Here is a 26108-nt window from a genome sequence, read left to right on the forward strand (position 1 = left end):
CTGATTTGTTTCTTCTTTCGCTTTTTAAGCTCAAAAGAAAACATAATCAGCTTTGCGGGGGTGGAACTACGAACAAACGTTCTGTTCCACTCCCATCCACTACTCTAGAATTCATCTGCGTCCCTTGGACTTGATTCACTAAAAACTTCATCGGTTTACAGCTTTTTCCCTAACGGGAAAAACTGCATCCATTGCTCTAGGATTCATCTACGCCTTGGAGTTGACTCTATATATTTCGGAACGTAGTTCTCGCTTTGCTCGAACTGCGTCAATGCACCTAAGTTCATCTTCGTCCCTTGGACTTGATTCACTAAGGTACATAGAAAAAGAGCACACAGTTCACTTCGCTTAGGGCTGCTGGATTCCTCCCCTGACCCGCTTCACGCAGAACTGTTGCTCCGATAGGTATTATATCATAATTTGTGGATTTTGCAAAGGTCTGGGTTTTATTCTTGTGTTTCGGCCTTGGCTGCGAGCTTGGCTTGTTTTTTTCGTTCCCGACCTTGGCGGAAAAAGGTCTGCATGATGGCTGCACATTCTGCTTCCAAGATTCCTGTTTCTACTTCCACCCGGTGATTGAGACGTTCATCTGTCAAAATGTCGTAGAGACTCCCTGCTCCACCAAACTTCTGATTGGTCGCACCGTAGACTACCTGAGGGATCCGGGCCAGCCCGATGGCGCCACTGCACATGACACAGGGTTCAATGGTCACAAATAGGGTGGTATCCAGCAAACGCCAGCTCTCTTCCTGCTGATTGGCTTCTTCGATCGCCATTACCTCCGCATGCATGACCGCTCGCTGCAATTCTTCTCGCGCGTTGTGCCCACGTCCAATGATCTCACCGTCTTTGACAATGACACAGCCAATAGGAATTTCCTCATGGGCCAAGGCGATCTCTGCCTCTTTTAAAGCCTCTCGCATAAAAGCTTCTTTCTCTTCTAGGGTATAGTCTCTCACTTGTACACTCACTTACTTTTTATGTTCTTGTTCTATTATATGATGAAGCTACAAAAAAAGCCACCAATGGGTGACTTCTTATAGGGAGATATTATGAAAAAAAGTTAAGAGTGCTAAACAAAGTTGGGAGGTCTTTGTTTATGCTCTTAGTATAAACCACAGGACTTAAAGTAATCTTAAGAAGTAAAAAAGTTGAGAGAAATCTCCCAACTTTTATTTGATTATTTACTTGACCAGACACTTTCAAGGATATTGGTTTGGTCACGATCTGGTCCAACCGAGAAGGTTGAAATACGCACACCAACCAATTCACCGATCCGGCGCACATAGTTGCGGGCATTTTCTGGAAGCTCATCCAAGTGGCGGACACCTGTGATGTCTTCTGACCAACCTGGCAACTCTTCATAGATCGGTTTGCAACGTTTGAGTTGCTCCAAGCTTGCTGGGTAGTAGTCGATGCGTTCCCCATCTAAGTCGTAGGCTACACAGATTTTCACCGTATCCAAGCCTGACAATACGTCGATCGAGTTCAAGCTAAGGTTGGTAATTCCTGACACACGACGGCTATGGCGCATGACAACTGAGTCAAACCAACCAACACGACGAGGCCGACCTGTTGTTGTACCATACTCATGGCCGACTTCACGGATCCGGTCCCCTACTTCATCGAAGAGCTCCGTAGGGAATGGGCCATCACCAACACGGCTGGTATAGGCTTTACATACACCGACCACCTTATCAATCTTGCTTGGGCCGACACCTGATCCGATGGTCACCCCACCTGCGACTGGGTTTGAAGAGGTTACAAATGGATAGGTCCCTTGGTCGATATCCAACATAACCCCTTGGGCTCCTTCAAAGAGCACGCGCTTGCCGTTGTCCAAAGCATCGTTCAAGATGACGGAAGTATCGGTTACATATTGTTTGATTTGTTGACCATATTCATAGTATTCTTCGAAGATATCGTCAAAGGAAAGAGCCTCTGCTTCATAGAGTTTGGTAAATTGACGGTTCTTTTCTTCCAAGTTGATGCGCAGGCGTTCTGCAAAGACGTCGCGGTCCAAAAGATCCGCGATCCGGATTCCCACACGCGCAGCCTTGTCCATGTAAGCTGGTCCAATCCCTTTGATGGTCGTTCCGATTTTGTTGTCCCCTTTTGACTCTTCTTGGAGACGGTCCAATTCGATGTGGTAAGGAAGGATGACATGGGCACGGTCAGAAATGCGAAGGCTGTCTGTTGATACCCCTTCTTCATGGAGATAAGCCAACTCTTTGACCAATGATTTCGGGTTGACAACCACCCCATTTCCAATCACAGAGATCTTTTCAGGGAAGAAGATACCAGAAGGAATCAAGTGCAACTTGAACTTTTTGCCATCAATCACGATGGTGTGACCGGCATTGTCCCCACCTTGGTAGCGAGCAATGACTTCTGCATTGGCTGATAGGAAGTCTGTAATCTTCCCTTTTCCTTCATCTCCCCACTGGGTTCCTACAACAACTACTGATGTCATATCTTTGTCTGAGCTATATAGCTCGTCCTTTCTTGAAAAGCAGGCAGGAATCTCACCTGCGATTATGTTTTATACCTCATTATATGAAAAATTTGACAATTTTTCAAGGAGGGTTCATCATTTCATTTGTTTTTTCTCTTATGTAGACGAATTACATTTTTACAAAATATGTATTTTCTGAATTTTAGTACTTAATTTAAAATAAAAGTTCGGAATTTTTGTAAAATCGTAGCGGAAATTTGCTTTCTTTTTCCGTTTGTAATAGACTAAAATAACTACCATAGGACGGTGAAACGATGACGATTAATCAATTACTGCAGAAACTGGATACATCAAGCCCTATTCTCCAAGCGACCTTTGGTCTGGAGAGGGAAAATCTGCGAGTGACAACTGATGGACACTTAGCTCAAACTGCTCATCCGAGTCAGCTTGGTTCCCGCAATTTCCACCCGACCATCCAAACAGACTTCAGCGAACAACAACTGGAACTAATTACACCTATTGCTCACTCTACTAAGGAAGCGCGGCGCTTACTGGGAGCTATCAGCGATGTGGCAGGCCGCTCAATTGACCAGAGTGAATGCCTGTGGCCTCTGTCCATGCCACCGCAGCTGACTGAAGAAGATATTATCATCGCCCGTCTGGAAAACGAATACGAACGCCACTACCGAGAGGGTTTAGCGAAAAAATATGGCAAAAAACTACAGGCCATCTCTGGCATCCACTACAACATGGAGCTAGGGAAAGATCTGGTCGCTGCTCTCTTTCAAGTCAGCTCCTATCATTTACTCAAGGACTTTAAAAATGACCTCTATCTCAAACTGGCTCGAAACTTTCTGCGTTTCCGATGGCTCTTAACCTATCTCTACGGTGCTGCTCCTCTGGCAGAAGCCGGCTTCTACAGTCAGGAATACCCGCAGCCTATCCGCTCTTTTCGCAACAGCGACTATGGCTATGTCAATGACGAGAATATTCAGGTGTCCTACACTTCTTTGGAGCAATATGTAACCGATATTGAAAACTACGTTCAGTCTGGCGAGCTCAGTGCTGAAAAAGAATTTTACTCAGCCGTTCGCTTCCGTGGACAGAAGCACAATCGCGCCTATCTGGAGCAGGGTATCACCTATCTGGAATTCCGCTGCTTCGATCTCAATCCTTTTGACCATTTGGGCATTAGCCAAGAGACCTTAGATACTGTCCATCTCTTTTTACTGGGCCTGCTCTGGCTAGATGATGTAGAAAATGTTGATGCAGTATTAAAAGCTGCCCATGATTTGAACCAGAAAATTGCTTGTAGCCACCCGCTGACTGCCCTGCCAGATGAGGCAGACAGCTCAGCCCTTCTCCAAGCCATGGAAGAGCTCATCCAGCATTTTGAACTGCCAACTTACTATCAAACTTTGCTGGACCAGATGAGAGAGGCTCTCTTACATCCTCAGCTGACACTGTCAGGACAGCTCCTGCCCCATATCCAGCAAGATTCCTTAACAGCTTTTGGTCTAGAAAAAGCAGAAGAATACCACCGCTATGCCTGGACTGCTCCTTATGCCCTCAAAGGCTACGAAAATATGGAACTGTCCACCCAGATGCTACTCTTTGATGCTATTCAAAAGGGGCTAAATGTCGAAATTTTAGATGAAAAGGACCAATTTCTCAAGCTTTGGCATGGTAGTCATGTAGAATATGTCAAGAACGGCAATATGACCTCCAAGGATAACTATGTCATCCCTTTGGCCATGGCCAATAAAACAGTCACCAAAAAGATTTTGGCAGCAGCTGACTTTCCCGTTCCGGCTGGAGCAGAATTTTCTTCTCTAGAAGAGGGACTGGCCTACTACCCTTTGATTAAGAACCGAGAAATTGTTGTCAAACCCAAGTCAACTAACTTCGGACTGGGCATCTCTATCTTCCAAGAGCCAGCTAGCCTGGAAGCTTATCACAAGGCTCTGGAGATTGCTTTTTCAGAAGATGTCGCCGTCTTAGTGGAGGAATTTATCGCTGGAACGGAGTACCGTTTCTTTGTCTTAGACGGACAATGCCAAGCAGTCCTCTTGCGAGTGGCGGCCAATGTCGTCGGAGACGGTCAGCATACCGTGAGAGAATTGATTGCCATCAAAAATGACAATCCTCTGCGGGGCCGAGATCATCGTTCACCGCTTGAAATCATTGAACTGGGGGACATTGAACTGCTCATGCTGGACCAGCAAGGCTATGGAGCAGATGATATCCTGCCTGCTGGAGTCAAGGTTGACTTGCGGCGCAATTCCAACATTTCTACTGGCGGAGACTCGATTGATGTCACAGACAGCATGCACCCATCTTATAGGGAACTCGCTGCGGACATGGCAAAGGCTATGGGAGCCTGGGCCTGTGGCGTTGATCTCATCATCCCTGACAGCTCTGCTATTTCCACAAAGGAAAATCCCAACTGTACCTGCATCGAGCTCAACTTCAATCCTTCTATGTATATGCACACCTATTGTGCTGAGGGGCCGGGACAAAGCATTACTCCGAAAATACTAGCTAAACTTTTCCCAGAAATGGACCTATAAAGTAAGAAAACGCAGAAGATGTCTCTGCGTTTTTGTTTTGTAACCGAGGTAGAGTTTTAGATGATAACCTAAAAAGATTAAGCATGGTCCTCCTACAAGTTTAAAATAGCAAGTCATTTGCTGTAAAATCATCCTCTAACAAGCAAATTTCAAACCTCTCCTGCATATAGCAGAGGAAATCTTCCCTTTTTCCTAAAAAGAATCATAGGTCGCGAATACAAGGCTAGTATCATCTGAACAAGTTCCAGCCAGTTACTGTTGGCTTCCATAGCCCACCATCTCAACCGCTTTAAAACTGCCTCGGGTTAAAAATTCATACGGAACCCCTAATGCATCAGCTACCGCCAAACCATAGACTGCCGTTTTCAAAGATTGGTTCATGCTAGCCTCCTTTGTTTTATTATACTATTTTTGGTCTTAAAATTCTTCCTAATCCCCAAAAACAAGCGCAGGCCCGCGCTTGTTTTTCTATTTTATGCTAAAATAGAAGCTATGGACAAAATTATTAAAACTATCTCAGAAAGTGGCTCCTTCCGTGCCTTTGTACTAGACAGTACAGAGACCGTGCGAGCAGCCCAAGAATACCATCAGACACAAGCAAGCTCAACTGTGGCCCTCGGTCGGACCCTGATCGCAAGTCAAATTCTCGCAGCCAATGAAAAGGGAAACACCAAGATAACAGTGAAAATCCTGGGCACTAGCTCACTTGGTGCTATCATCACTGTGGCAGATACTCAAGGAAACGTCAAAGGCTACGTGCAAAATCCTGGTGTGGATATCAAGAAAACAGCGACCGGTGAAGTCGTGGTCGGACCATTTGTCGGAAACGGGGAATTCCTAGTGATTACCGACTACGGCACAGGCAATCCTTATCATTCCATGACACCTCTCGTCACTGGAGAAATCGGTGAAGACCTAGCTTATTACTTGACTGAAAGCCAACAAACGCCATCTGCGGTTGGGCTCAATGTCCTCCTTGATGAAGAAGACAAGGTCAAGATTGCCGGTGGTTTCTTGGTGCAGGTCTTGCCAAATGCCAAGGAAGAAGAAATTGCCAGCTTTGAAAAACGGATCCAAGAAATGCCGGCCATTTCTACCCTTTTAGCCTCTGACGACCATATTGAAGCCCTTCTTACTGCCATCTATGGTGACGAACCATACAAGCGTCTCTCAGAAGAAGAGATCCGCTTCCAGTGTGACTGTAGCAAGGAACGCTTCATGAATGCCTTGGCAAGCTTACCAGCCAAAGACCTTCAAGAAATGAAGGACGAAGACCATGGCGCGGAAATCGCTTGCCAATTCTGTCAGACAACTTACCACTTTGATGAAAACGACTTGGAGGAACTCATTCGTGACAAATCTTAATACACCTTTTATGATTGGGAACGTCGAGATCCCAAACCGGACGGTCCTAGCCCCCATGGCCGGTGTGACCAACTCAGCTTTCCGGACCATTGCGAAAGAACTCGGAGCTGGCCTTGTGGTCATGGAAATGGTCTCTGATAAAGGGATCCAATACAACAACGAAAAGACCCTGCATATGCTCCATATCGATGAGGGAGAAAATCCAGTATCAATCCAGCTCTTTGGGAGCGACGAAGATAGCCTCGCACGCGCGGCAGAATTCATCCAAGAAAACACCAAGACTGATATCGTGGATATCAACATGGGCTGCCCCGTCAATAAAATCGTGAAAAACGAAGCGGGTGCGATGTGGCTCAAGGACCCAGACAAGATCTACTCTATTATCAACAAGGTCCAATCTGTCCTTGATATCCCCCTCACTGTCAAAATGCGGACAGGTTGGTCGGACCCTTCTCTAGCAGTTGAGAATGCCCTTGCTGCAGAAGCTGCAGGTGTTTCTGCCCTTGCTATGCACGGACGGACCCGGGAGCAAATGTACACTGGTCATGCAGACCTTGAGACCCTTCATAAGGTTGCACAAGCTCTGACCAAGATCCCATTCATCGCCAACGGAGATATCCGGACGGTGCAAGACGCCAAACAACGGATCGAAGAAGTTGGTGCAGATGCAGTCATGATCGGCCGTGCTGCTATGGGGAATCCTTACCTCTTCAATCAAATCAATCACTACTTTGAAACAGGAGAAATTCTGCCTGATTTGACCTTCGAAGACAAGATGAAGATTGCTTATGAGCACTTGAAGCGCTTGATCAATCTCAAGGGTGAGCACATTGCCGTTCGCGAATTCCGCGGCTTAGCCCCTCACTACCTTCGTGGAACATCTGGCGCAGCCAAACTCCGCGGAGCCATCTCGCAAGCTAGCACTCTAGCTGAGATTGAAGAACTTTTACAATTAGAAAAAGCTTAATGACAAAAAGAGAGTGGGACAGAAATCGGTCATTCGTTAGAATTCGATTTCGTCGTCCCACCTCCGCACAGTTGAGTAGGGCTGTAAAAGCTGATGAAATCAGCGTAGTAGAGCCCACTCAACCACTGCGTCTTGCTCGACAATCCAAAAACAATTGAGAGGCTAGGACTTTTGTCCCAGCCTCTTTTGTATCTTATTGATCCGCTTGAGATTCACTTTCTTTCCAGCGATAGGTCTTGCGCGGTTTTTTCTTAGGCACCCGCTTAACCCCTACTTCTTCAACGTAAGAGCCATAGGTCACGAGGAAGTTGTTGGTCAAAATTTCCTTATCTGGATGGATTAGGTTCACCAATTCGGTTGCTTCGTATACAGTAAAAGGCTCTTCTAAGAGATGGAGGAAAGTCGGATTCCAAGTTAAGCGCCCTTGGATCCGCTTGATGGATTCTTGCACAATCTCATAGTGGTCAAAGGCAAAATCTTCAGCTGCCAAGACACGACCATCTAGGGAACATTCCCCTTGTTTGAAGTCCACATCGAGGAAGAGAACTTCTTTGGCATCATCTCCAGCTCGGACCAGATTGACGGCCTCCGCAGGCAAATAGACCAGGTGGGCGATGGTGATGACCCAGCCCCGTGGGTCCCGACCAGGAGTCGAAACTGTCATTAACTGCTCGACCTTTTGATGGGTCAACTCTAGTCCAACTTCTTCTTGAACTTCGCGGATACAAGCCTGGATAGCATCCTCGTGCTTTTGCAAGAATCCTCCAACCAAGGCAACCCGATGCTGACAAGGGTGGGTTTTTCGGCGAATCACCAAGAGCTTCAAACGCCCCTCCACAAAGCAGTAGGCCACCATATCGGTAGTTACACTTGGATTTTCATAGGTGGGATGATCTTGCTCCTTATACCAACGGAGGAATTCTTCCTCGCTGACGACCGTCTCGTAGTATTCCTTTTCGTTCATCCCTTCCGGAATGCTGCTTGTTGCCATCTAAATAGCCTCCTTTTTCACAGCTTTGCTCCATTGGTACCAACCAACCAAGCTATTGAGGGTGTAGACCCAATACATTCCCTGAATATGGATGCTTTCTCCCCACCAGAGGTAGATACTGAAGAGGTTGGTCGCAATCCAGAAAATCCACTGTTCGCGATAAAGACCAGTCATGAGAAGTTGACCGACTCCATTGGTCGCATCTGTCACACTATCACGGAAAGGCCGAGCACTGTGGATGCTTTTATAGGCGTAGCCCATCCCGATCCAAATCAGAGCTGTTAGGACCAAATACTTGATCCATTCCATTAGCGTTAATTTCTTGGCCTCAAAGTGAGATTCTTCTGCATCCCCCTGATCATTGATCCGATTCGACAACCAGACATAGAGACCAATTGGTTGCATCACGAAGAAGTACAGGGTCGTCAAAACTTCTCCATAAAAGTTTTTGTTCAAGGCTAGGATGAGGTAAATTGCTGAGTTTACTGCTCCAAAGAGATAGTTACTAGCCCGACCTTCTGCTACTAGTATAACACAAACGATTCCTGTCCAGGAGGCAAAGAGCCCTAACCAATCGTGACTTGCTTCCTGATTGGTAAACTCTAGGACAAAGGGCACGCTAGATAAAGCAAGCAAATAGAGCCATTGTGTCAAAGTGCGACCAGCGAATAGGTCTTTCCAAAGGAGTTTCATAATCCCTACGAAGCCAAGTTTGCCAGCTTCTCGATGGACATTTTTTAAATGCTCCCCAAATGTTTGAATTTTTTCTTGTAGTCGTTTCATGCTGCTTCTCCTTTAATCAGCTTGATAAATCGTATCGATGACACGCTTCGCTTCTTCGTAATTCCCCAAGTAGTCTTGCCCGAGATAAGCTGTAGGGATATCCGAGAGGTATTGGTGGCGGAGGTGATCCAGGTGATTTGAAAAACTGTTGCGAATTTCATCATCTGCCATGGTCATATCACGGAAGCCATCATTGACATAGGATCCAATGGGTTGAACAAATAAAATCAGATCCCATTTTTCCTTAGCTAGGATACTGACGAAGAGGTTGTCAAAAGTATCCGTCATACTGGTCTCTGGGCCTTCTACTTCCATATAGTAGTCGTAATAGCCCTTCGTCACCAGAGAATTCGTATCCGCAATCACTAGCCCTCGATTGGCACTACTATCGATTAATTTTGAGGTTTGATCGTATTGTCCGAGTAGGAGATAATAATAGTCCTTGGGGGTCAACTCATCATCCCGTACATTGTTTCTAATCTGGTACTCGCGAGCATATTCTAAGCTCACTGGTGCATCATAGAAGCGGGCCAAATCTTTTGCCAAGGTCGTCTTCCCGTTGCTAGCACTCCCCATAATGAGGACTTTCTTGGTGAACTGACGGCGGAAGGGTTGGGCAATGTATTTCCAATACTTGCTCGGGTTCTCTCTGATGAGGGTCCCTGAAATGCCAAATTGACGTTCCTGCAGGCGAGCTTCAAAACCTCGCGCTTCAAGTTCTTCTTGGTAAGTCTTCTCTCCAACAAAGAAGACTAAATCTTCTCTCTTAGAATCATATTGAATCGTTTCTAAGGCGGTTTTCAACCAAGGTTCCCATCCCAAGGGATAGCGAGGAAGTTCTGTCTCATCGAGTTTATAAATCTGAGTGAGTTCATCATTTGAAAAACCTTCTCGAATATAGCGAAAACGTTTTTGCAAAGGAAGGCCAACTTCTTCTCCTCGGTCACCTTTGTAACCAGAGACAATCACACAAACGCGGTCACATTGGCGTTTTGCCCGTTGAATTAAATCAATATGCCCTTGATGAAGGGGGGCAAACGTTCCAAATACCACTGCCACTCTTTCTTTCATCTAACTGGCTCCTTTATCATAATGTCAAAACATGTTTTGCTTATGATTTTATTATAAACTATAATTTCAATCTGTCAATACCTTTTTATAAAAAAATATAATTTTGTAAAACAAAAATTAAAAAGATTCAATTCTGTATGTTATTATACAGAATTGAATCTCTGATTTCAATCATTTTTTAATTTTCTCAGTGGCGAGCCATTATTCCCGAACCAAGGCATGCACATGGCCATTTTCTATCACTTGAACACTTGCCACTTGACCATCTTGACCGACAACTATATCCAGGCTAGCTGCAGATCCATCTTGGGTGGAAATCAAGCTAGCATGGTAATGGCCTTGATCCAAGTTGTATTCATAGCTTCCAATTGTATAGCCCACTGCATCGCCACCAGGAGTTTGAATGGTTACTTGTCCACCTTGTCCGATCGTTACGCCTGTATCGCGACCGTCGGTCCAACTACCTGCTGCTCCTGAATAATCCCCTGAGGCATAACTCAAGACACCTTTATAGCGTGGATTCTCTGTCTTAGAGGCTTGTTCTTTGGCAGTCGTGCGACCTTCTTCCAAGCTAGGACGTTTTTGTTTTTCTGGTGCTGAGTTCACTGCTGGTTTTGTTTCTTTGGAAGGAGTTGGAACCAGGCCTTGACTGGCTTCTGGAACTCTTGGTGTCACTGGAGTTGATGGATTTTCTTGGCTCGCTTGTGTTTCGCTCGAAGCGATGGCAGGTGATTGTGCAACTTCTGTGCTTTGTGTGGTTTTGCTTGCGGTCTTTTTCTCTTCTTTTTTACTAGTAGAGCTTTGTTTCACTTGCGCAATTTTACTAGTTGAAGATGGACTGGTTTCCTTTTTCTTTTCTGATCCACATCCGCTTAAGAGAAGAGCAGGTGTTAGAGCAAGGGTAGATAGACTAAAGAAGGTTCCTTTCGTTTTCATGGCAACACCTCTCTTTTGTAACATTTGTTACATTTTGTAATATAATTGTAACATTTATCTATAGGGAAGTCAAGAGGATTTGCAAGTCTTATAAAAAATAGAAACTAGTTTCAAATAAAGAGTGAATGACTGGAGCTCTACTCCAATCATTCACTCTCTTTCTTATTGATAAACTTCTTGATAAAATTCGATAGTATCTCCATCTTGGACAGTTGTTTCTGCTGCCCCTTTTGGTGCCATCTCTCCATTGATCTTGTACATCCAATAAAGTCCCTTGCTTTCGTCCTGGGCTACGCCATCGATCGAGGTGATGAGGCCACTCTTTTCCTCAATCTTGTAGTTAGCTTTCAGGACTTCCATCAGGTTGGCATTTTCAGCAACCTTCAAGGTCTTGCTTTGAGCTTCTTGCCCTTCAGGGGCGATACTGACCGTAATGGTAATTTGTTTTTCTTTCGCTACTTGTGAGCTAGAAGCTGAGCTTTCCGTAGTCGATGATTTGCTTTGTCCGCAACTGACCAATACAAGAGCTGCTAGGACAGCAAAGAAACTATAAAGTGTTTTTTTCATGATACAATCTCCTAAATACTACATAAAGTAGAGGGTAAAAACAGGCGGTGGAAAGGGCGTGAGCTAGGTTAAAGCTAAAGCCATTCACCAGGGCATAGGTCCACCAGGGCATGTGGTAGAGGACCGCATAAAGACTGTCAATCAGCACCCCGTAGAGAAAGGATAAGATGCCGACCACCAGGGTTTGGACTTGCAAAGACAAGTGGCGGTAAAGCCCCCGCCAAAGAGTCAAGAGGAGGCCAAAGGCCAGTATCTGAGCGAGCACCACTGGACTCATCCCCAAGAGAAAAGCCGAGGTAAACATGGTGACCGCCATCACCAAACAGGCAAATTGCCAGTCTTCAAATAGCACCAGTAAAAAGAAAATGGCACTAATGGGTTGGACATTGGGCAAGAAGGCAAAGGCTTGTCTCAGCACCACACAGAGGGCTGCTAAGAGGGTGATTCGGGTCAAGCGTTTGAGAGGCACTGCATATCCTCCTAGTCAATCGTGAAGTTAAGCCGACCAGACTTAACACCTACCTTGAGGGTTTGCCCTTCAGCCACTTCTCCTCTCAAGAGGATCTCTGCCAAGTAGTCTTCCACCTGGGTCTGGATGGTTCGGCGCAAAGGACGTGCTCCCATCTCTGGATCATATCCGTGAGTCGCCAGCCATTTAAGAGCAGACGCTTGGAATTTCAGAGTAATGCCTTTCTCTGCTAGAGATTGAACCAGCGGTTTCACCATAATCTTGACAATCTCATGCATTTGATCACTGGTCAAGCTATGGAAGACAACCTTTTCATCAATCCGGTTGATAAACTCTGGTCGATAGGTCTTCTTCAACTCTTCAAAGATGCGTTTCTCCATATTGGCTTGGTCAAAGCGAATATCCTTAGCTCCAAAGCCAACCGTCTTATCATCTCGTAAAGCGGTAGCTCCCAAGTTTGAGGTCATGATAATAATGGTATTGGAGAAATCTACCTTGCGTCCCTTGCTGTCGGTCAAGACACCGTCATCCAAGACTTGCAAGAGAACGTTAAAGATATCTGGATGGGCTTTTTCCACCTCATCAAACAAGAGGACTGAATAAGGTTTGTTGCGGACTTTTTCCGTCAACTCGCCCCCTTCTTCATAACCGACATAACCTGGAGGGGCACCGTTGAGACGACTGGCCGCAAATTTCTCCATATATTCACTCATGTCAAAGCGGATCAAAGCAGACTCATCATCAAAGAGGACTTCAGCCAGCGCCTTCGCGAGCTCGGTTTTTCCGACCCCAGTCGGACCGAGGAAGAGGAAGGAGCCAATTGGCCGTTTGTGAGACCGAATTCCCGACTGATTGCGACGAATCGCTCGGCTGATACTTGAGACAGCCTGATCCTGACCGATCACGCGCTTATGAAGTTCTGCTTCTAATTCAAGGTATTTCTTAGCTGCTGTTTGGGTTAGTTTCTCCACAGGAATGCCTGACAATTGACTGAGCATCTTCAGGATATCCTCTTCTTTGACTTCCAACTGGTAGCCTTTTGGACTGGCATCTTCTTTTAGCAACTGAGCAACTTTTTTCCACTGCCCCTTGAGTAAGGCTTGATCGGCAGCTGTCAAGTCGGACTGAAGACCGGCTTGAGGCCCCTTGTTTTGCACGGTCGCTGCTGCCTCATCTAAGAGGTCAATGGCGGAGTCAGGCAAGAGGCGACTGGTCAAATAACGATTGGCATAGACAACAGCTGTCTCAATAGCCGCATCCGTAATATGAACACGGTGGTGACGTTCATAGGTCTTCTTGAGCCCTTGCAAAATCGCAATGCTATCTGCAACAGAGGGTTGCTCAATCAAGACCTTAGCAAAGCGGCGTGACAGAGCAGCGTCTTTTTCAATGTGTTTTTGGTATTCTTCTTGCGTAGTGGCTCCTACGGTCCGTAGGGTCCCGCGAGCCAAGGCTGGCTTCAAGATATTGGCCGCATCCAAGGTGGAGTCAATCCCAGAGCCAGATCCCATAATGGTATGGAGCTCATCAATGAAGAGGATGACATGGCCATCTTCTTCGATATCATTGATGATGTTGTTCATCCGCTCTTCAAAATCTCCACGGAACCGCGTCCCTGCGACAACATTCATCAAGTCCAATTCTAGGACCCGCATTTTAGCCAGTTCCGTCGGGACATCTCCGCTGGCAATCCGTTGAGCCAAGCCCAAGGCTAGAGCGGTCTTTCCGACACCGGCATCCCCGACCAGGACTGGGTTATTTTTCGTTTTGCGGCTCAAAATCTGAATCATCCGCGAGATTTCTTGACCCCGGCCAATCACCGGTTCCAAACTGCCATTGCGAGCCATTTCTGTCAGATCTCGGGTGTAGTCTTCCAAACCACCGCTGGTAGAGGCTGGCATGCCCATCATATTTCCCATGGTTTGACGATTGGGTTGCTGGGCCCGATAGAGCGAACGGATAGCTTTCACAGCTTCCTTGTCCCAACCTGCTCGTTGTTCCAAGCTCTTACGAAGCTCGACGATTTTAATGCCCTCTTCCTGATCATCATAGCGGAAGCCGACATACTCCAATACTTGAGAAGCCAAGGTTCCCCGTTCTAAAAGAAGCGCCAAGAGGACATGCTCTGTTCCAAGACTTTTGGCATGGACTGCCTGGGCAATCTCTTGGGAACGTTTCATGATTTCTTCGACACGGAAAGAAAAAGGAAATACCTCATAGCGGCCATCCCGTTGGTAGACTTGACCCGTAATGTGCTCAGCCGCATCTTGAAAATCATCAATCTGCATAGGATAGTCACTTAAGACGGAACCAGCTACACTATAAGGATTATTGGCTAGGGCTACTAGGATATGCCAGGTATCTAGCGTTTGGGACTCAAAATGACCCGCCAAGATTTGAGCGGCTTCAATCGTTTCTAATAGGGCTTTTGAATAGTTCATAAGGAGATTACATTCCCTTTCTATCGACTTGTTGGATAATTTTTCGTAGGATATTGGCTCGTAAGCGATGGGCTTCACTTCCCAGAACCTCGTCTGTCGTCGTCACTGACAAGAGCTCTGCCTCTCTCTTTGTAAGGAGTTTTTCTTCAAATAGCATTTGAAGGATATCGCCAAAAACAGTCTGACTGATTTGTTCCCCGATGCTTGCGCCAAGCTCTTCTAGCATCTGGTGTTGATCTGAAAATTGGACCTTGCCAATCCGGATGTAACCACCACCTCCACGCTTGCTCTCTACGATATAGCCTCGACTTTCGGTAAAGCGGGTCTTGATCACATAATTGATTTGACTAGGAACAACTTGGAAGACATCCGCTAATTCGCTTCTCTTGAGCTCTGCGATGCCTGCTTGGGCCAGTAGCGACTTGATATAGGCCTCAATGCTATCTGATGTATTTTTACTTGCCATGATGCTCCTTTCTGACGTTTTCATTCTAGATAAGCTCTCTGCTTTTCAGAGAATCAAAAATGGTCTCACCATCCATGATGTTATTCTTGACCTTATCTGACTATTATACAATTTTTACGCCTGTAAATAAAGCAAAGACTACGTCGAGATGGAATCGGAGGGCCCTTGTTGGTAGCCAGAAGGAGGCCAAAAAAGAGGCTAGCTATTGCTAACCTCTTGTAGAAGGGACTTTAGGATTTCCGACGAGCGTATTTCACTCTTCCGCCTAGGAAGCCTAAGCCGAGTAGTCCGATCCAAGCTAAGAAACTTGCCTTCTCTGATCCTGTCTGCGGCAGTTTTTCTTGGGACTGCACAGGGTCCGGAGTTACGGCTTCTACCACAGGAGAAAGAGGAGTCTCTTTCGAAGCCGTTGGTTTCAAAATTGGAGCAATTCCACTTTCTTTTTTGTCTTCTGGAGGAAGGAGCGGTTTCGTTTCTTGTGAGTCTTCACTTTGTTTTGTTGGTAGCGCCACATCCGGAATCATAGGAGCTTCTTCTACTTCCTTCGTCCCGACTTCCGTAATCTGGTCCTGGGCATCCACTTCGACAAAGGCATCGACTTCTGTCCGAGTTTCTTTGCCTTCTTCTTGTCGAACCTCGATCAATTTCAATCGGCGTCCGACCTTCCCAGATTGAAGGATCCGGCTTTCGCCCTTGGCCAAGTCCTTGTTCTCACGCGTTTGACTCTCAAATGGAATCTCCTCCGCTTCGATGAGTAGTTCTGGTTTTTCAAGAATCAAATCCCGAACACCTTCTTCTGGTCGTGTCTGCGTCAGCGGTTCATAATTGTGAACATCTCCTAAGATGGTTTCAAGGGCTTCGACTTGATTGGCTGCAGCAACCAAATCTGGTTGCTCTTGATCCAACAACTGAGTCAAGTCCGTCAATTGTCCTTGAACCGTCGGTTTGAGGTCTGCTTTCAAACGATCGAGAGAAGTAGCCTTGATCTTTTCTACTCCTTCTCTGATGATCTGTTGCAGCTCTTCTTGACTGAGCAACTGGCTATCTTTCCCTGATAGGATAAATCGGTCTACCTGGATGGCTCTGGATGATTGAGGGTCATTGAGAGACGGATCCAGATGCAGACGTAGCTGGTGATAACCTTTGGCTAGGCCTTGCAGATTGACCAAACTCTGGTCGAGCTTGCGTTGATCTCCGTAGCCACTGAAATAATGATCGCCTTCGATCTCATAATCATGGCCACGACCTTCTTCGAAGGCTATTTCTTTTCCGTCTAGAGTGACGCTGTAGAGACCATGGCTTGGATCGACCACTCCTCGGACCTCCACGCCGGTGCCCTTAAAGGTAATGGTCACTTCAATGTGTTTCTTGCCTTCCTCATCGGTCACTTGGTTAAAGCTCGACCAAGATTCTGTGCCATTTGAAAAGTCTTTGTTGTCCGTCTCATGGTGCCAACTCTCACTGTAATGCAGTTTTGGATCTTGGTCATCCACTTCTTTGCGATTTTCTGGAAGCAGATCCTCGTTCATCACTTGGACTGTCAGTTCCGGAATAAAGCCGACCAAGCTTCCTTGATCCGGATGGAGCAATTTGACCTTAAAGTCATAGACGTCGGTCGCTTTCCCTGCAAAATCAAGGGTTGGAACTTGGACTGTTTTTTCTGTCTCGCCATCTGCGAACTCAAGGGTGACGTTGGTATCTTTGTAGACCTTGCCATGAACCCCTGTTCCTGGTTCTGTGATTAATTTAAGACTGGCACTTCCTTTAGAGCCACCTTTTCTCTTGACGACGACTTGCGCTGGGTCGCCTTTCTTAACAGCTAGGGTTGGCTGAGCAAACTCAAAGAGCCCCTTTTCTTGGTTATTGAGGGCATAAATCCCTTCCGTTGCGATCGCATCTCCCTTGCTATTGACCAAGGTCAAGGTATGAGATCCTGCTGCCAAGTCCGGTGTTTCATAGACCTTTTGGCTCCGTTTGCGGCTTGGACTTTGGGTATTGACGGTCGCTAGCTTTTGGCCATCGACATAGACATCCATTTCCCCATGACCAGGGTCGACAGTTGCGACCACATAGGCCTTGGTGCCTTCAAATTGATAGGTCACCGAAGCTCCCTTTTCTTTGGTCCACATAGAGGTGCCTCGAACGCCTTCTCCCTCTTCATTCCACTGGCCATTGGCCCGCTCTGCTGTCCGGTCGGAATGATAAGTCAAACCAAGCGGATAGCCATCGGTTTCTTCAATGCTGGCTGGTGTCTTATAGACAGAGACACCGTTCAAGATTGGAGTGGCTTGGGCATCAGTGATGGACACCCGGATATAGCGACTATCAACTGGTTGCCCTTTGATTAATCGGCGGTATCCCACAGTTGAGCCAGCTCCATAAGGAACCCATTGCCCATTCACTGCCACATCAATGGTGAAGCCAGAAATCCGTTGGCCTTTCTCGATGGTTTCTTTGAGCTCGACTACATCAAAGTGTTGCTCTTTTCCAAGATCGAGAACAAAAGAGCCGGTTTTGGCATCATCTGCAGGAGCCCAACTGGTCTTTTCATCCCCATCTGTCAAATGGTTGGCTGAATAATGAGCATTGCGCCGTGTCGAGTCAGCTTCGACCAAAGCTCCTGCTGCATAGTCCACACTGTAGAGTTGGTCCAAAGTCTGGCGGAATTCTTTCAAGCGGGCTACATCGGCATCCGCAAATTTTCCATCTTGATTGGGTGGAATATTGAGCAAAAGCGGGGTTCCACGGCCGACCGATTTGAAGTAAATGTCCATCAATTCACGCAAGGACTTAGGCTCTTGGTTGTCATGGTAGAACCAGCCGGAGCGAATGGAAACATCCGCCTCTCCCACTGAGTATTGCTTCCCTTCTGGATCCCCGTGATTGAGGTAACTATTGGATGGATTGTTGCGGATCTTATCTGGATTGACCTTATGCCAAACTGGATCTCCAGCAATTCCCTTTTCATTTCCGATCCAACGAACATTGGTGGGCTCAGCTGAGAAGATGGCAATATCCCCTTGGGCCTTACGAATGGCATCAAACCACTTGTCGAAGGTATAGGTGACTTTTTGAGCCCCATCGCCACGCGCTCCATCCATCCAGACTTCTACGAACTTGCCCTTGTTTCCATATTTTGGATCTTCAAGGATTTCTTTGAGCTGGTTGAGATAGTATTCGTTGTATTGGTCCTCTGTATCCACATGGTAGAGCGGGCTGTGAGCATCCCAAGGCGAGAGGTAGACCCCCATATCCATGTCATACTTGCTAGCAGAAGCAGAAACCTCGGCTAGGATATCGCCTTTACCTTCCTTCCAACCGCTTTTAGCAATGGTATGGTCCGTGTATTTGGATGGGTACAAGAGGAAGCCATCGTGGTGCTTGACGACCATGATGGTTCGTTTGAAGCCCGCGTCTTTCAGGGTTTTGATCCACTGATCGGTATCCAGATGCTCTGGATAGAAATAATAAGGGTCTTCTTGCCCATCTCCCCACTCACGATCGTAGTAAGTATTCATCCCAAAGTGGATGAAAGCTGCTAGTTCTTCGCGGTGGTATTGCATCTGAGCCTTGCTTGGAAGTGGTCCATAATCCGCAATCTCAGGCTCCTCATCTAGAGAAGGGGCTGGTTGGCTTGCTTCTGTCCCTTGGCTAACTGCATGATTTTCTTTCTCACTCGTTACGGGCGAGGAATGTTCTGATTCTTCTTGGTGCTCGTTCACAGTTTTCTCCTCCTTTCCTTGATCCCCTGCATTGCTCGTTTCAACCCGTTCTTCACGTGGTCCACTATTCTCAGCTTGTTCCTCTGCGTAACTGGTAGTCACTCCTAAAAAACAAGTCGCTACGACTACAGAGCAGACGCCTACTGAGAGCTTGCGAATGCCAAATCGATTTCTCTTATCAACTAATCTTTTTCCCATATTCCATTCCTTTATGTCATCAGGTAAAGAGGGTGGAGACTTTCCCCATCCTCTTCCTGTTACCTGTGAACTTTTCACCGTATAGTTGCTGGCTATCCAGCTATCTTACTTGGCCTTATCAGCTCTTTTTTTCTTATCATCCAGTACAGCACCGGCAAGGCCTGCCGCTAGGATTCCAGCAACGAGGCTTGTGACGCTTTCTTCCGTTCCTGTATTTGGTAATGTACCTTCGGAAACTGGAGCAACTGAAACTGCTGGTGTTTGAGCTGTTTTCTCGACTTCCTTCCCTGCTGCATCTGTCCCTTCCTGACGCACTGCTTTGACCTCAAGAGATGCTTGAGGAGTTGGGGTAGCTACTGGTCCTTCTGAGCCATGAGGACGTTCTGGGTTCGGAAGCGGTTCTGGCTGTGGCTCTGGTTGTGGAGTGTCTGGAAGCACTTCTTTCGTGCCCACCTCTGTGATTTCTGCCACTGGATCTAGCTCTACAAAGGCATCTAGTTGCTTCCGGCTTTCCACACCATTTTCTTGAGAGACTTCCACCAAGCTCAATTTGCGGCCTTTTTGACCTTCTTGAACCACACGTTTCTCACCTTTTGGAAGATCCGCATTTGGACGTTCTAAGCGTTCAAAGTCCATCTCTTCTGGCTCAATCACCAACTCTGGTTTGATATGGACCAAATTCTTCACACCATCTTCAGGAATAGCGGTTCCTGTAGGTGTTTTTGCGGATAGAGAAAGTTGATATACTTTTTCGAGCTTGCCATCTTCTGAGACAACCTTGACAAGAACCGGGGCATTGGCACTTTTAGCATCCACGACCGTAACGGCTGTTCCATTCTTGCCTTGTGCTGAAACGATTGGACGTTCTCCCTCATACTCTAGATGATAATCTGTCACATCTGGTTTAAAACCTTCTAGGTCTTTGCCATTCACTTGGATGGTGACGTCTGTTGTTGCCTGAGCATCTTCTGTTGGAGCATAGGCGCTCAATTCAATGATTCCGATTCCTTTAAGACTTTCATCACGGACCATTCTTAAACGGATGGCTTTGGTTCTGGTTTCGTTGAAGCTGAGGTTAGAGATATAACCAGGCTCAAAGGCATAATCCAAGCTATACGGGATTTCTTCCCAGTTTGAGGCTTGGTTAAATGGATGATCTGGAAGATTCTTCAGATTGCCATAATCATCCGGAACATCAAAGTCTGGACCAATATAGCGTTCAAGAACCGTTTTCGTTGGCAGACCTGTTTCCTGATCTGCAAAGAAGTCGACCGCTACTTTATTGACTAAGCGCTCTGTTACTTGACCATTTTTCTTGAAGATGAGACCAGCAAACACTTCGGTTTGATCCGGCTCTCTCTTCCAGTTGGTCCAACGGTAGTACTCGTTGTAGCCACCATCATTGATGTAATCGATATAGTCGATTTGATTTGGATCGAGATCGTTGGTTTCACTAGCAAATGCTCTGGTATCCTCTGCATTGTAGTCACGGTTCACAGACAGGATTTCTCCTGTCTTTTCGGACACCCGGACGGTCAGCTGAGCTGTCAGATCATAACCGAGGACCTTTCCTTCTAACGTAAAGATGCCTTCATGAGAAAGTGCATCAGCTGGGATAGCCTGCCAGTCCACCGTAAGTTCCTTGCGTTCGTAACCTGTGTCCCCTTTGAAGTAGACACCTACTGTAGATGCTAGAACCAGATCTTGACCGACTTTCACAAAACGTCTGCCTGCTTCTACTGCTACTGGGGTAGCTTGTTTCAGTTTTTCTGCATCACTTGTGAGATGGAGGCGGTATTCTTGTAAGATAGTACCATCTTCCGCTTTATGGACGACACGGATTGGCTCACCTTCATGGACGCTTGGCACAACCGTTGCAAGACCGTGATGGCTAGCTGTCGCTTCCACTTGTGGATAAGCCCGATCACGCGCATCGATGTAGTAATCGGTCACACTTGGATTAACTCCTGGTAAAACCTCACCGTTGACACGAATGGTCACCTGGCTCTTTTCTTCTGCCGCAACCTTATTGGCAAATACCTGAATCTCTGAAATAGAGCTTCCACGTTTGCCTTCTGGTGTCTTCATGCGGATACGAACAGCATAGGTGTCGACTTTATCAAAACTGAAATGATTCATCTTGCCAGCTGCTACCGGTTCTTCAACGGTTAGGTTGCTGACTTCTTTCCAGTTGGCTGGATTGTTAAATGGATGGTCTGTTTCGTCTTTGACGCGATTTGGATTGCTTGGAACTGTTGGGATTTGCTCCCCTGTATAGTACTCAATCACGTATTCACTTGGAGCCCCAACGCCGTGGTCTTCATGGAAACCAACATGGAGGTTGTCCACTGCACGCTTGGTCAAGATACCAGAGTCCCCAAACAAGATTCCAACCGAATCTTCCGCATTGTCACGGCCCCAGTTGGTCCAACGGTTAGCTGGAGCATCGGTAAAGGAGATGACCTTGTCATTGACCTTAGCAACTGGATCCGCATCGTTAGAGTCACTTGCAAAAGCGAGTGGCAAGACAGATCCTGTCCATTGCTCTGCTACATTGGCTCCCTTGACTGTGTTTGCGGAAACACGAATATGAAGACGGGTTGGAAGATCTGTTCCTTCTACACGACCGGAGAGGACAACTTCTCCTTCTTGGGCCAAGAGTTGCGGATCGACCGCATCCCAGGCCACTTTCGCAGCATAGGTCTTGCCATTGGAGTGATAGGTCCGTACGCTTTCTGGAAGGGCTGGTTTTTCACCGACTGGCGTTGTCGTGCTGACTTCTTCTACAGCGATAATGCCTTCAACGGTGACTTGAGCTTGGGCTTCTTTTTCCACACCCTCTACATGACCTGTGACTGTAAAGCTATGATAATCCTTGACTTGATCCGCTGTCACGGCATCCCAGGTCACACGTTTTTCTTTCGGGAATCCCTTGTCATACTCGACCAAGACGGTCTCTGGAAGAGCTGGCAAAACGTTTCGATCGGTGCTGATCCGTACAGGACGCACCTTGACAACTGTCTTTTCTTCTGGATTTGGCGTGATGGTAAAGGTTAATTCCCCTGTTTTTCCTTGGAAGCTAGCTTGTAAATGAACCAATCCTGCTTCTCGTAGTTCCAAACCTTTCTTGCTTGCGACCGCTTTTCCTTGACTACCAGCTCTTGTCTTCACATCGATTTGATCTGCTTGGAGACTTGCCTGGCTACCATCTTGGTAATGGGCAATGACTTCAAGTGGTACCGTTTGGTCTTCCTTGAGTTCCTGTCCTTCTGGCAGACGCAATTCTAGGCGCTGGATCTGTGGACTTTCTTCTTGGAATTGGACCACATAGGTCTGTACAGCTCCCGTATCCTTAGCAGTCACATAGATTTGAGCCTTCAAACCATTTTCACGATTAGCTTGTAGGACCGTCACTTGAGCATTTTCTGCACTTGCTGTGACTTGACCTGGCTCTTGCCCATAAGCGAGGGAACGGAAAATAGTATGGTTGCCACTACCAAATTTTGGAAGGGCTACTCCATCTAGTTGCACGGTTGGTTTCTTAGCCTTGCTGACTGTTCCACCTGCAACCACTAGAGTCGCTTGGACGGTTTCCCCATTGCCTAGGTGTCCTGTCGCTTTCAAGCGAGCACCTGGTGTGGACAACTGATCTTCTTGACCAGCTTCCAAGGTCCATTGATCAACTTCATAGCTAACTGTCCGGCCATCTGTGAAGACCAATTGCACAGTCTTATCCACTATCGCTAGGTCTGCTCCCTGTGGGATTTGTTTGATAACTGGAAGGACTTGCTCCACACCGATCACATCGACCAGAGCTTCGACCGTCCGTCCTTGAACATGACCTGTCACACGGACTTGGCCAGCACGACTATAGTCTGCTGCATCCCATTCAACGGCTTCTTCTTGGGCCTTGCCATCACTATAGACTACATTGACCTTACTTGGCAAGGTTGGATTTTCTCCTAGATAAGCACTTTGTCGAACAGGTTCCACACCTAATACAGTGCGTTCTGCTTGGTCCTTCTTACCTGTAAAGAGGCTGACTTGGTCTGACTGCAAGCGGTCTGAGTCTGCGTACAGGGTAAAGGCACCTGCTTGCTCAGTCGATTTGACAATGACAACCCCTTTGCCGTTAAAGGCCCGACGTTGCCATGAGCCATCTTCCTGCGCTTTGTAGCGTTCCCGGCTAGCTTGTTCCCCGTTGTCGACACCGACAATTTGGCCTTGGCCATGCAAATGGAAATGCACCAAATTATTGGCAGTTGGTACGACACGACCTGCTTCATCGACGATTTCATAGGTAATATAGGTCAAATCTTTACCGTCTGCCGCAATGGCGTGTTCTTCTTTCAGCAGGCGAACACCGGCTGGCTTCCCAGCTGTCTCGATCTGATCACGTGCGATTACTTCGCCTGCTTCGTTGCGCGCAATAGCTTCTACTTTACCTGGTACATAAGGAACCAACCACTCTAGATAGAGTTCATTCGGATTTGCCCCTTCTTGGTAGGTCCGGCCATCTGCTGTGGTCTTCTTGGTAAAGGTCTTGACCCCTTGTGATTCCCCATTGACAATCAATTCCACACTGTGGGCATTAGAGAAGGAACGAACAGGGATCCGACCTTCTTCATCCATGACACGATTGGCCAATTCTGGATTTTCCCAGTTCCAATGTGGTAAGAGATGGACCATTGGATGTTTCTCAGCTGACAACCATTGACTTTGGTAAAGGTAAAAATCATTCTTTGGAAGGCCGGCAGTATCCACGATACCGAAATAAGAACTTTTCACAGGTGTGTCATTTTGGTTGTGCCATGGTGTTGGCTCACCGATATAGTCGGTACCTGTCCAGATAAATTGACCTGCATAGCCGGCATGATCGCGGTCAAAGGTCCAAGAGGCTGTCGCTGTCCGACCCCAACCAACCCGGTCATTGCCGTAGTCTGATTGTTCATAGTGGCGGTCTTCTTGGTTGCTTCCGACCCATTCTCTTTCAGGATGATAGTAAGAGCCCCGTGTCCGCGTTGCAGAAGAGGTTTCAGAACCATAAATGAGCCAGTTTGGATGTTTAGCTCGTAGACTTTCATAGTTGGCCTCTGAATAGTTAAATCCAACCGCATCGAGCTCTGCCGCTACCTTTTCATGCCCTCCTGATCCATCACCAAAGCGGAATTTATCAGCTCCCATGGTGACATAGCGAGTTGCATCCACTTCCTTGATGGTCTTGACCAGACGACGAACGGTTGCGACAGACTTATCAGATCCATCTGCTTCACCGACTTCATTACCGATTGACCACATCACAATAGAAGGATTGTTCTTGCCTCGCTCTACCATGGTCCGAAGGTCATAGTCAGACCACTTATCCCCTTTTCGAGCTTCTGGATGCGTTGCATCCTTTTCAAAGAATCGACCGTAATCGTATTGCTTCTTGCCACCATACCAGGTATCAAAGGCTTCTTCTTGGACCATCAAGCCCAACTCAGCCGCAATTTGCAGGGTTTGTTCACTCGCTGGGTTGTGGGTCGTCCGGATGGCATTGACCCCCATGTCCTTCATCTGTTTGAGACGGCGGTATTCAGCCTTGTAATTTTCCTCAGCTCCGAGGGCCCCATGGTCATGGTGAAGGGAAACACCGTGGAATTTCGTAGCCACTCCGTTAAGGAAGAAGCCACCTTCCGGTGTCCAGTTGAGATAGCGATAACCAAAGCGTTCCTTTTGCACATCGACCAATTGCGAATCCCGATAGACCCGTGTATACAGAGTATAAAGGGCTGGGTTATTGGTTTTGACATCCCAGAGGGTCGGTTTTTCAACATGAAGGGTATGAGAAAGGTTGATCTCTTGACCAGCCAAAACGGATTGCACTTCACTGCGCACCTTTTCACTGACCACTTGACCATTTTGATCGACGATTTCGTATTCCGCATAAATACTGTGGGCTTGATCATCTTGGTTGACAATACGACTCTTCACAAGAGTATCGACTGCCCCATTCTGTTGTTCTTCTAATTTTGGACTCGTGATGGTGGTCCCATACTTAGCTACATGGACCTTATCCGTCACACTGAGTTTGACATCACGATAAATCCCACTTCCAGAATACCAACGACTACTTGGCTGTTGGTTGACCACATGAACCGCGATGGTGTTTTCACTTCCATCCGCATTCAAATAAGGGGTAATATCATAAGAAAAGGCATTGTAGCCATTTGGATAATGACCCACGAATTGTCCGTTTACATAGACTTTCGAATCCATGTAAACTCCACCAAATTCCAAGCGGACTTTCTTATCTAGATCTTTGTCATCCAAACGGAAGGTCTTGCGATACCAAGCATCCCCACCGTTTAATTGTCCCCCTTCATTTTGAGCCGGAGAATTGTGATCGAAGTCAAAGAAGATTGACCAATCATGTGGCAAATCTAATTTTTTCCAGTTTTTGACATCCACCTGGCGACCTTCTGCACCAGGAGCTGCATTTAACTTGAAATACCAGTCCTTGTTAAAATCTCGTTCGCGATCTTGCACCATGTCCTCCGCTACTTGTTTTTGATCCTTCGCAGCCTCTTCAGTAGCCCCAGCAGAACGTTCACTTGTTTGAGGTTCCACCTGTGGCTTTTCGATTTCGCTCTCATTTCTTTCAGTAGTAATCACAGCAGGTGCCTCTAAGGTTGTTGAAGCTTTATCACTTGTCCCAACTTCTCCATTCGTCACCTCTGACGCTTCCCTTGTGGCTGTCATCTCCTCTTCTGTTACAGCTCTTCCTTCTTCTTCAGCTAAGACAGATGGAGCTCCAAAAAAAGATACACCGATTAATACAGAACAAGCTCCAACCGCGAGCTTGCGAATACTAAATACACTGCGCTTTTCAAAAAAAGACTTTCCCATATTTAACCTCCATTTAAACAATTAATATAGTAAGCGCTTTCAATACTTTTGAAAATTGTACCGAATCTCACATTATAACTATACCAAATAATAAAGGTTAAACAAGGGATGTAATGGACAGTCTTTAGTTTGATCAAAAAGAACTATAATTTGTAGAGAATAGATAATATTCTTCGTTTTTTAATTCTGAAATACTAGATTTTTAACTTGAATAGTTGT

General features: G+C 46.6%; 16 protein-coding genes and 1 other RNA gene. 3 read left to right on the forward strand and 14 right to left on the reverse strand.

Features of this window, described 5'->3' with window-relative positions; genetic code table 11:
* Window positions 1–319: 319 nt before the first annotated feature.
* The 3 genes from ffs to H8S88_RS07930 all read right to left on the reverse strand — a co-directional run bounded on the left by ffs (window position 320) and on the right by H8S88_RS07930 (window position 2473).
* Window positions 320–405: signal recognition particle sRNA small type (gene ffs / locus H8S88_RS07920), an RNA gene on the reverse strand.
* A 41-nt stretch (window positions 406–446) separates the two neighbouring features.
* On the reverse strand, window positions 447–959 hold the full coding sequence (gene tadA, locus H8S88_RS07925; RefSeq protein WP_125335043.1) for a tRNA adenosine(34) deaminase TadA: 513 nt from the start codon (window positions 957–959) through the stop codon (window positions 447–449).
* A 221-nt stretch (window positions 960–1180) separates the two neighbouring features.
* Complete coding sequence (locus H8S88_RS07930) at window positions 1181–2473, reverse strand: adenylosuccinate synthase (RefSeq protein WP_048690732.1); 1293 nt, start codon at window positions 2471–2473, stop codon at window positions 1181–1183.
* Between the two features lie 296 nt (window positions 2474–2769).
* On the opposite strand from H8S88_RS07930, the gene gshAB reads away from it, so the two are divergent.
* Window positions 2770–5025, forward strand: coding sequence for a bifunctional glutamate--cysteine ligase GshA/glutathione synthetase GshB (gene gshAB, locus H8S88_RS07935; RefSeq protein WP_006595454.1), 2256 nt, complete (start codon window positions 2770–2772; stop codon window positions 5023–5025).
* A gap of 252 nt (window positions 5026–5277) precedes the next feature.
* On the opposite strand, the gene H8S88_RS07940 is transcribed toward gshAB, so the two are convergent.
* Window positions 5278–5406: a hypothetical protein gene (locus tag H8S88_RS07940; protein ID WP_006595453.1), complete on the reverse strand. Its 129-nt coding sequence runs from the start codon at window positions 5404–5406 to the stop codon at window positions 5278–5280.
* A gap of 111 nt (window positions 5407–5517) precedes the next feature.
* On the opposite strand from H8S88_RS07940, the gene hslO reads away from it, so the two are divergent.
* Window positions 5518–6390, forward strand: coding sequence for an Hsp33 family molecular chaperone HslO (hslO, locus tag H8S88_RS07945; protein WP_238656822.1), 873 nt, complete (start codon window positions 5518–5520; stop codon window positions 6388–6390).
* Window positions 6377–7357, forward strand: a complete 981-nt coding sequence (gene dusB / locus H8S88_RS07950) for a tRNA dihydrouridine synthase DusB (protein WP_006595451.1) — start codon at window positions 6377–6379, stop codon at window positions 7355–7357. The genes hslO and dusB overlap by 14 nt, the downstream gene beginning before the upstream one ends.
* 193 nt (window positions 7358–7550) lie before the next feature.
* On the opposite strand, the gene H8S88_RS07955 is transcribed toward dusB, so the two are convergent.
* The 10 genes from H8S88_RS07955 to H8S88_RS08000 form a co-directional block, all read right to left on the reverse strand.
* Window positions 7551–8348, reverse strand: a complete 798-nt coding sequence (locus H8S88_RS07955) for an NUDIX domain-containing protein (protein ID WP_125335053.1) — start codon at window positions 8346–8348, stop codon at window positions 7551–7553.
* Window positions 8349–9131 carry a nicotinamide riboside transporter PnuC gene (gene pnuC / locus H8S88_RS07960; RefSeq protein ID WP_125335055.1) on the reverse strand — a complete coding sequence of 261 codons (783 nt, stop codon included), beginning with the start codon at window positions 9129–9131 and terminating at the stop codon, window positions 8349–8351. It abuts the gene before it with no gap.
* 12 nt (window positions 9132–9143) lie between these two features.
* Window positions 9144–10202, reverse strand: a complete 1059-nt coding sequence (locus tag H8S88_RS07965; RefSeq protein ID WP_125335057.1) for an AAA family ATPase — start codon at window positions 10200–10202, stop codon at window positions 9144–9146.
* 201 nt (window positions 10203–10403) lie between these two features.
* Window positions 10404–11138, reverse strand: a complete 735-nt coding sequence (locus H8S88_RS07970; protein WP_236128233.1) for a hypothetical protein — start codon at window positions 11136–11138, stop codon at window positions 10404–10406.
* A 162-nt stretch (window positions 11139–11300) separates the two neighbouring features.
* Window positions 11301–11705, reverse strand: a complete 405-nt coding sequence (locus tag H8S88_RS07975; RefSeq protein WP_125335061.1) for a DUF4430 domain-containing protein — start codon at window positions 11703–11705, stop codon at window positions 11301–11303.
* Complete coding sequence (locus tag H8S88_RS07980; RefSeq protein WP_125335063.1) at window positions 11686–12174, reverse strand: ECF transporter S component; 489 nt, start codon at window positions 12172–12174, stop codon at window positions 11686–11688. Before H8S88_RS07980 ends, H8S88_RS07975 begins: the two co-directional genes overlap by 20 nt.
* 11 nt (window positions 12175–12185) lie before the next feature.
* A complete protein-coding gene (locus H8S88_RS07985) occupies window positions 12186–14615 on the reverse strand; it encodes an ATP-dependent Clp protease ATP-binding subunit (RefSeq protein ID WP_125335065.1) in 2430 nt (809 codons plus the stop codon).
* 7 nt (window positions 14616–14622) lie between these two features.
* Complete coding sequence (locus tag H8S88_RS07990) at window positions 14623–15081, reverse strand: CtsR family transcriptional regulator (RefSeq protein ID WP_125335067.1); 459 nt, start codon at window positions 15079–15081, stop codon at window positions 14623–14625.
* A 230-nt stretch (window positions 15082–15311) separates the two neighbouring features.
* On the reverse strand, window positions 15312–19001 hold the full coding sequence (locus H8S88_RS07995; RefSeq protein WP_125335069.1) for an alpha-L-fucosidase: 3690 nt from the start codon (window positions 18999–19001) through the stop codon (window positions 15312–15314).
* Between the two features lie 105 nt (window positions 19002–19106).
* Window positions 19107–25889 carry an Ig-like domain-containing protein gene (locus tag H8S88_RS08000; protein ID WP_236128234.1) on the reverse strand — a complete coding sequence of 2261 codons (6783 nt, stop codon included), beginning with the start codon at window positions 25887–25889 and terminating at the stop codon, window positions 19107–19109.
* Window positions 25890–26108 lie beyond the last annotated feature (219 nt).

The sequence above is a fragment of the Streptococcus sp. GS001 genome (assembly GCF_021595565.1).
Classification (GTDB): Bacteria; Bacillota; Bacilli; order Lactobacillales; family Streptococcaceae; genus Streptococcus; species Streptococcus xiaochunlingii.

Coding starts and splice junctions, on each gene's coding strand:
- H8S88_RS08000 (WP_236128234.1), bottom strand. CDS start 25,889: ATGGGAAAGTCTTTTTTTGAAAAGCGCAGTGTATTTAGTATTCGCAAG.
- H8S88_RS07975 (WP_125335061.1), bottom strand. CDS start 11,705: ATGAAAAAAACACTTTATAGTTTCTTTGCTGTCCTAGCAGCTCTTGTA.
- H8S88_RS07985 (WP_125335065.1), bottom strand. CDS start 14,615: ATGAACTATTCAAAAGCCCTATTAGAAACGATTGAAGCCGCTCAAATC.
- H8S88_RS07955 (WP_125335053.1), bottom strand. CDS start 8,348: ATGGCAACAAGCAGCATTCCGGAAGGGATGAACGAAAAGGAATACTAC.
- H8S88_RS07965 (WP_125335057.1), bottom strand. CDS start 10,202: ATGAAAGAAAGAGTGGCAGTGGTATTTGGAACGTTTGCCCCCCTTCAT.
- H8S88_RS07930 (WP_048690732.1), bottom strand. CDS start 2,473: ATGACATCAGTAGTTGTTGTAGGAACCCAGTGGGGAGATGAAGGAAAA.
- H8S88_RS07990 (WP_125335067.1), bottom strand. CDS start 15,081: ATGGCAAGTAAAAATACATCAGATAGCATTGAGGCCTATATCAAGTCG.
- hslO (WP_238656822.1), top strand. CDS start 5,518: ATGGACAAAATTATTAAAACTATCTCAGAAAGTGGCTCCTTCCGTGCC.
- gshAB (WP_006595454.1), top strand. CDS start 2,770: ATGACGATTAATCAATTACTGCAGAAACTGGATACATCAAGCCCTATT.
- H8S88_RS07940 (WP_006595453.1), bottom strand. CDS start 5,406: ATGAACCAATCTTTGAAAACGGCAGTCTATGGTTTGGCGGTAGCTGAT.
- H8S88_RS07970 (WP_236128233.1), bottom strand. CDS start 11,138: ATGAAAACGAAAGGAACCTTCTTTAGTCTATCTACCCTTGCTCTAACA.
- pnuC (WP_125335055.1), bottom strand. CDS start 9,131: ATGAAACGACTACAAGAAAAAATTCAAACATTTGGGGAGCATTTAAAA.
- H8S88_RS07995 (WP_125335069.1), bottom strand. CDS start 19,001: ATGGGAAAAAGATTAGTTGATAAGAGAAATCGATTTGGCATTCGCAAG.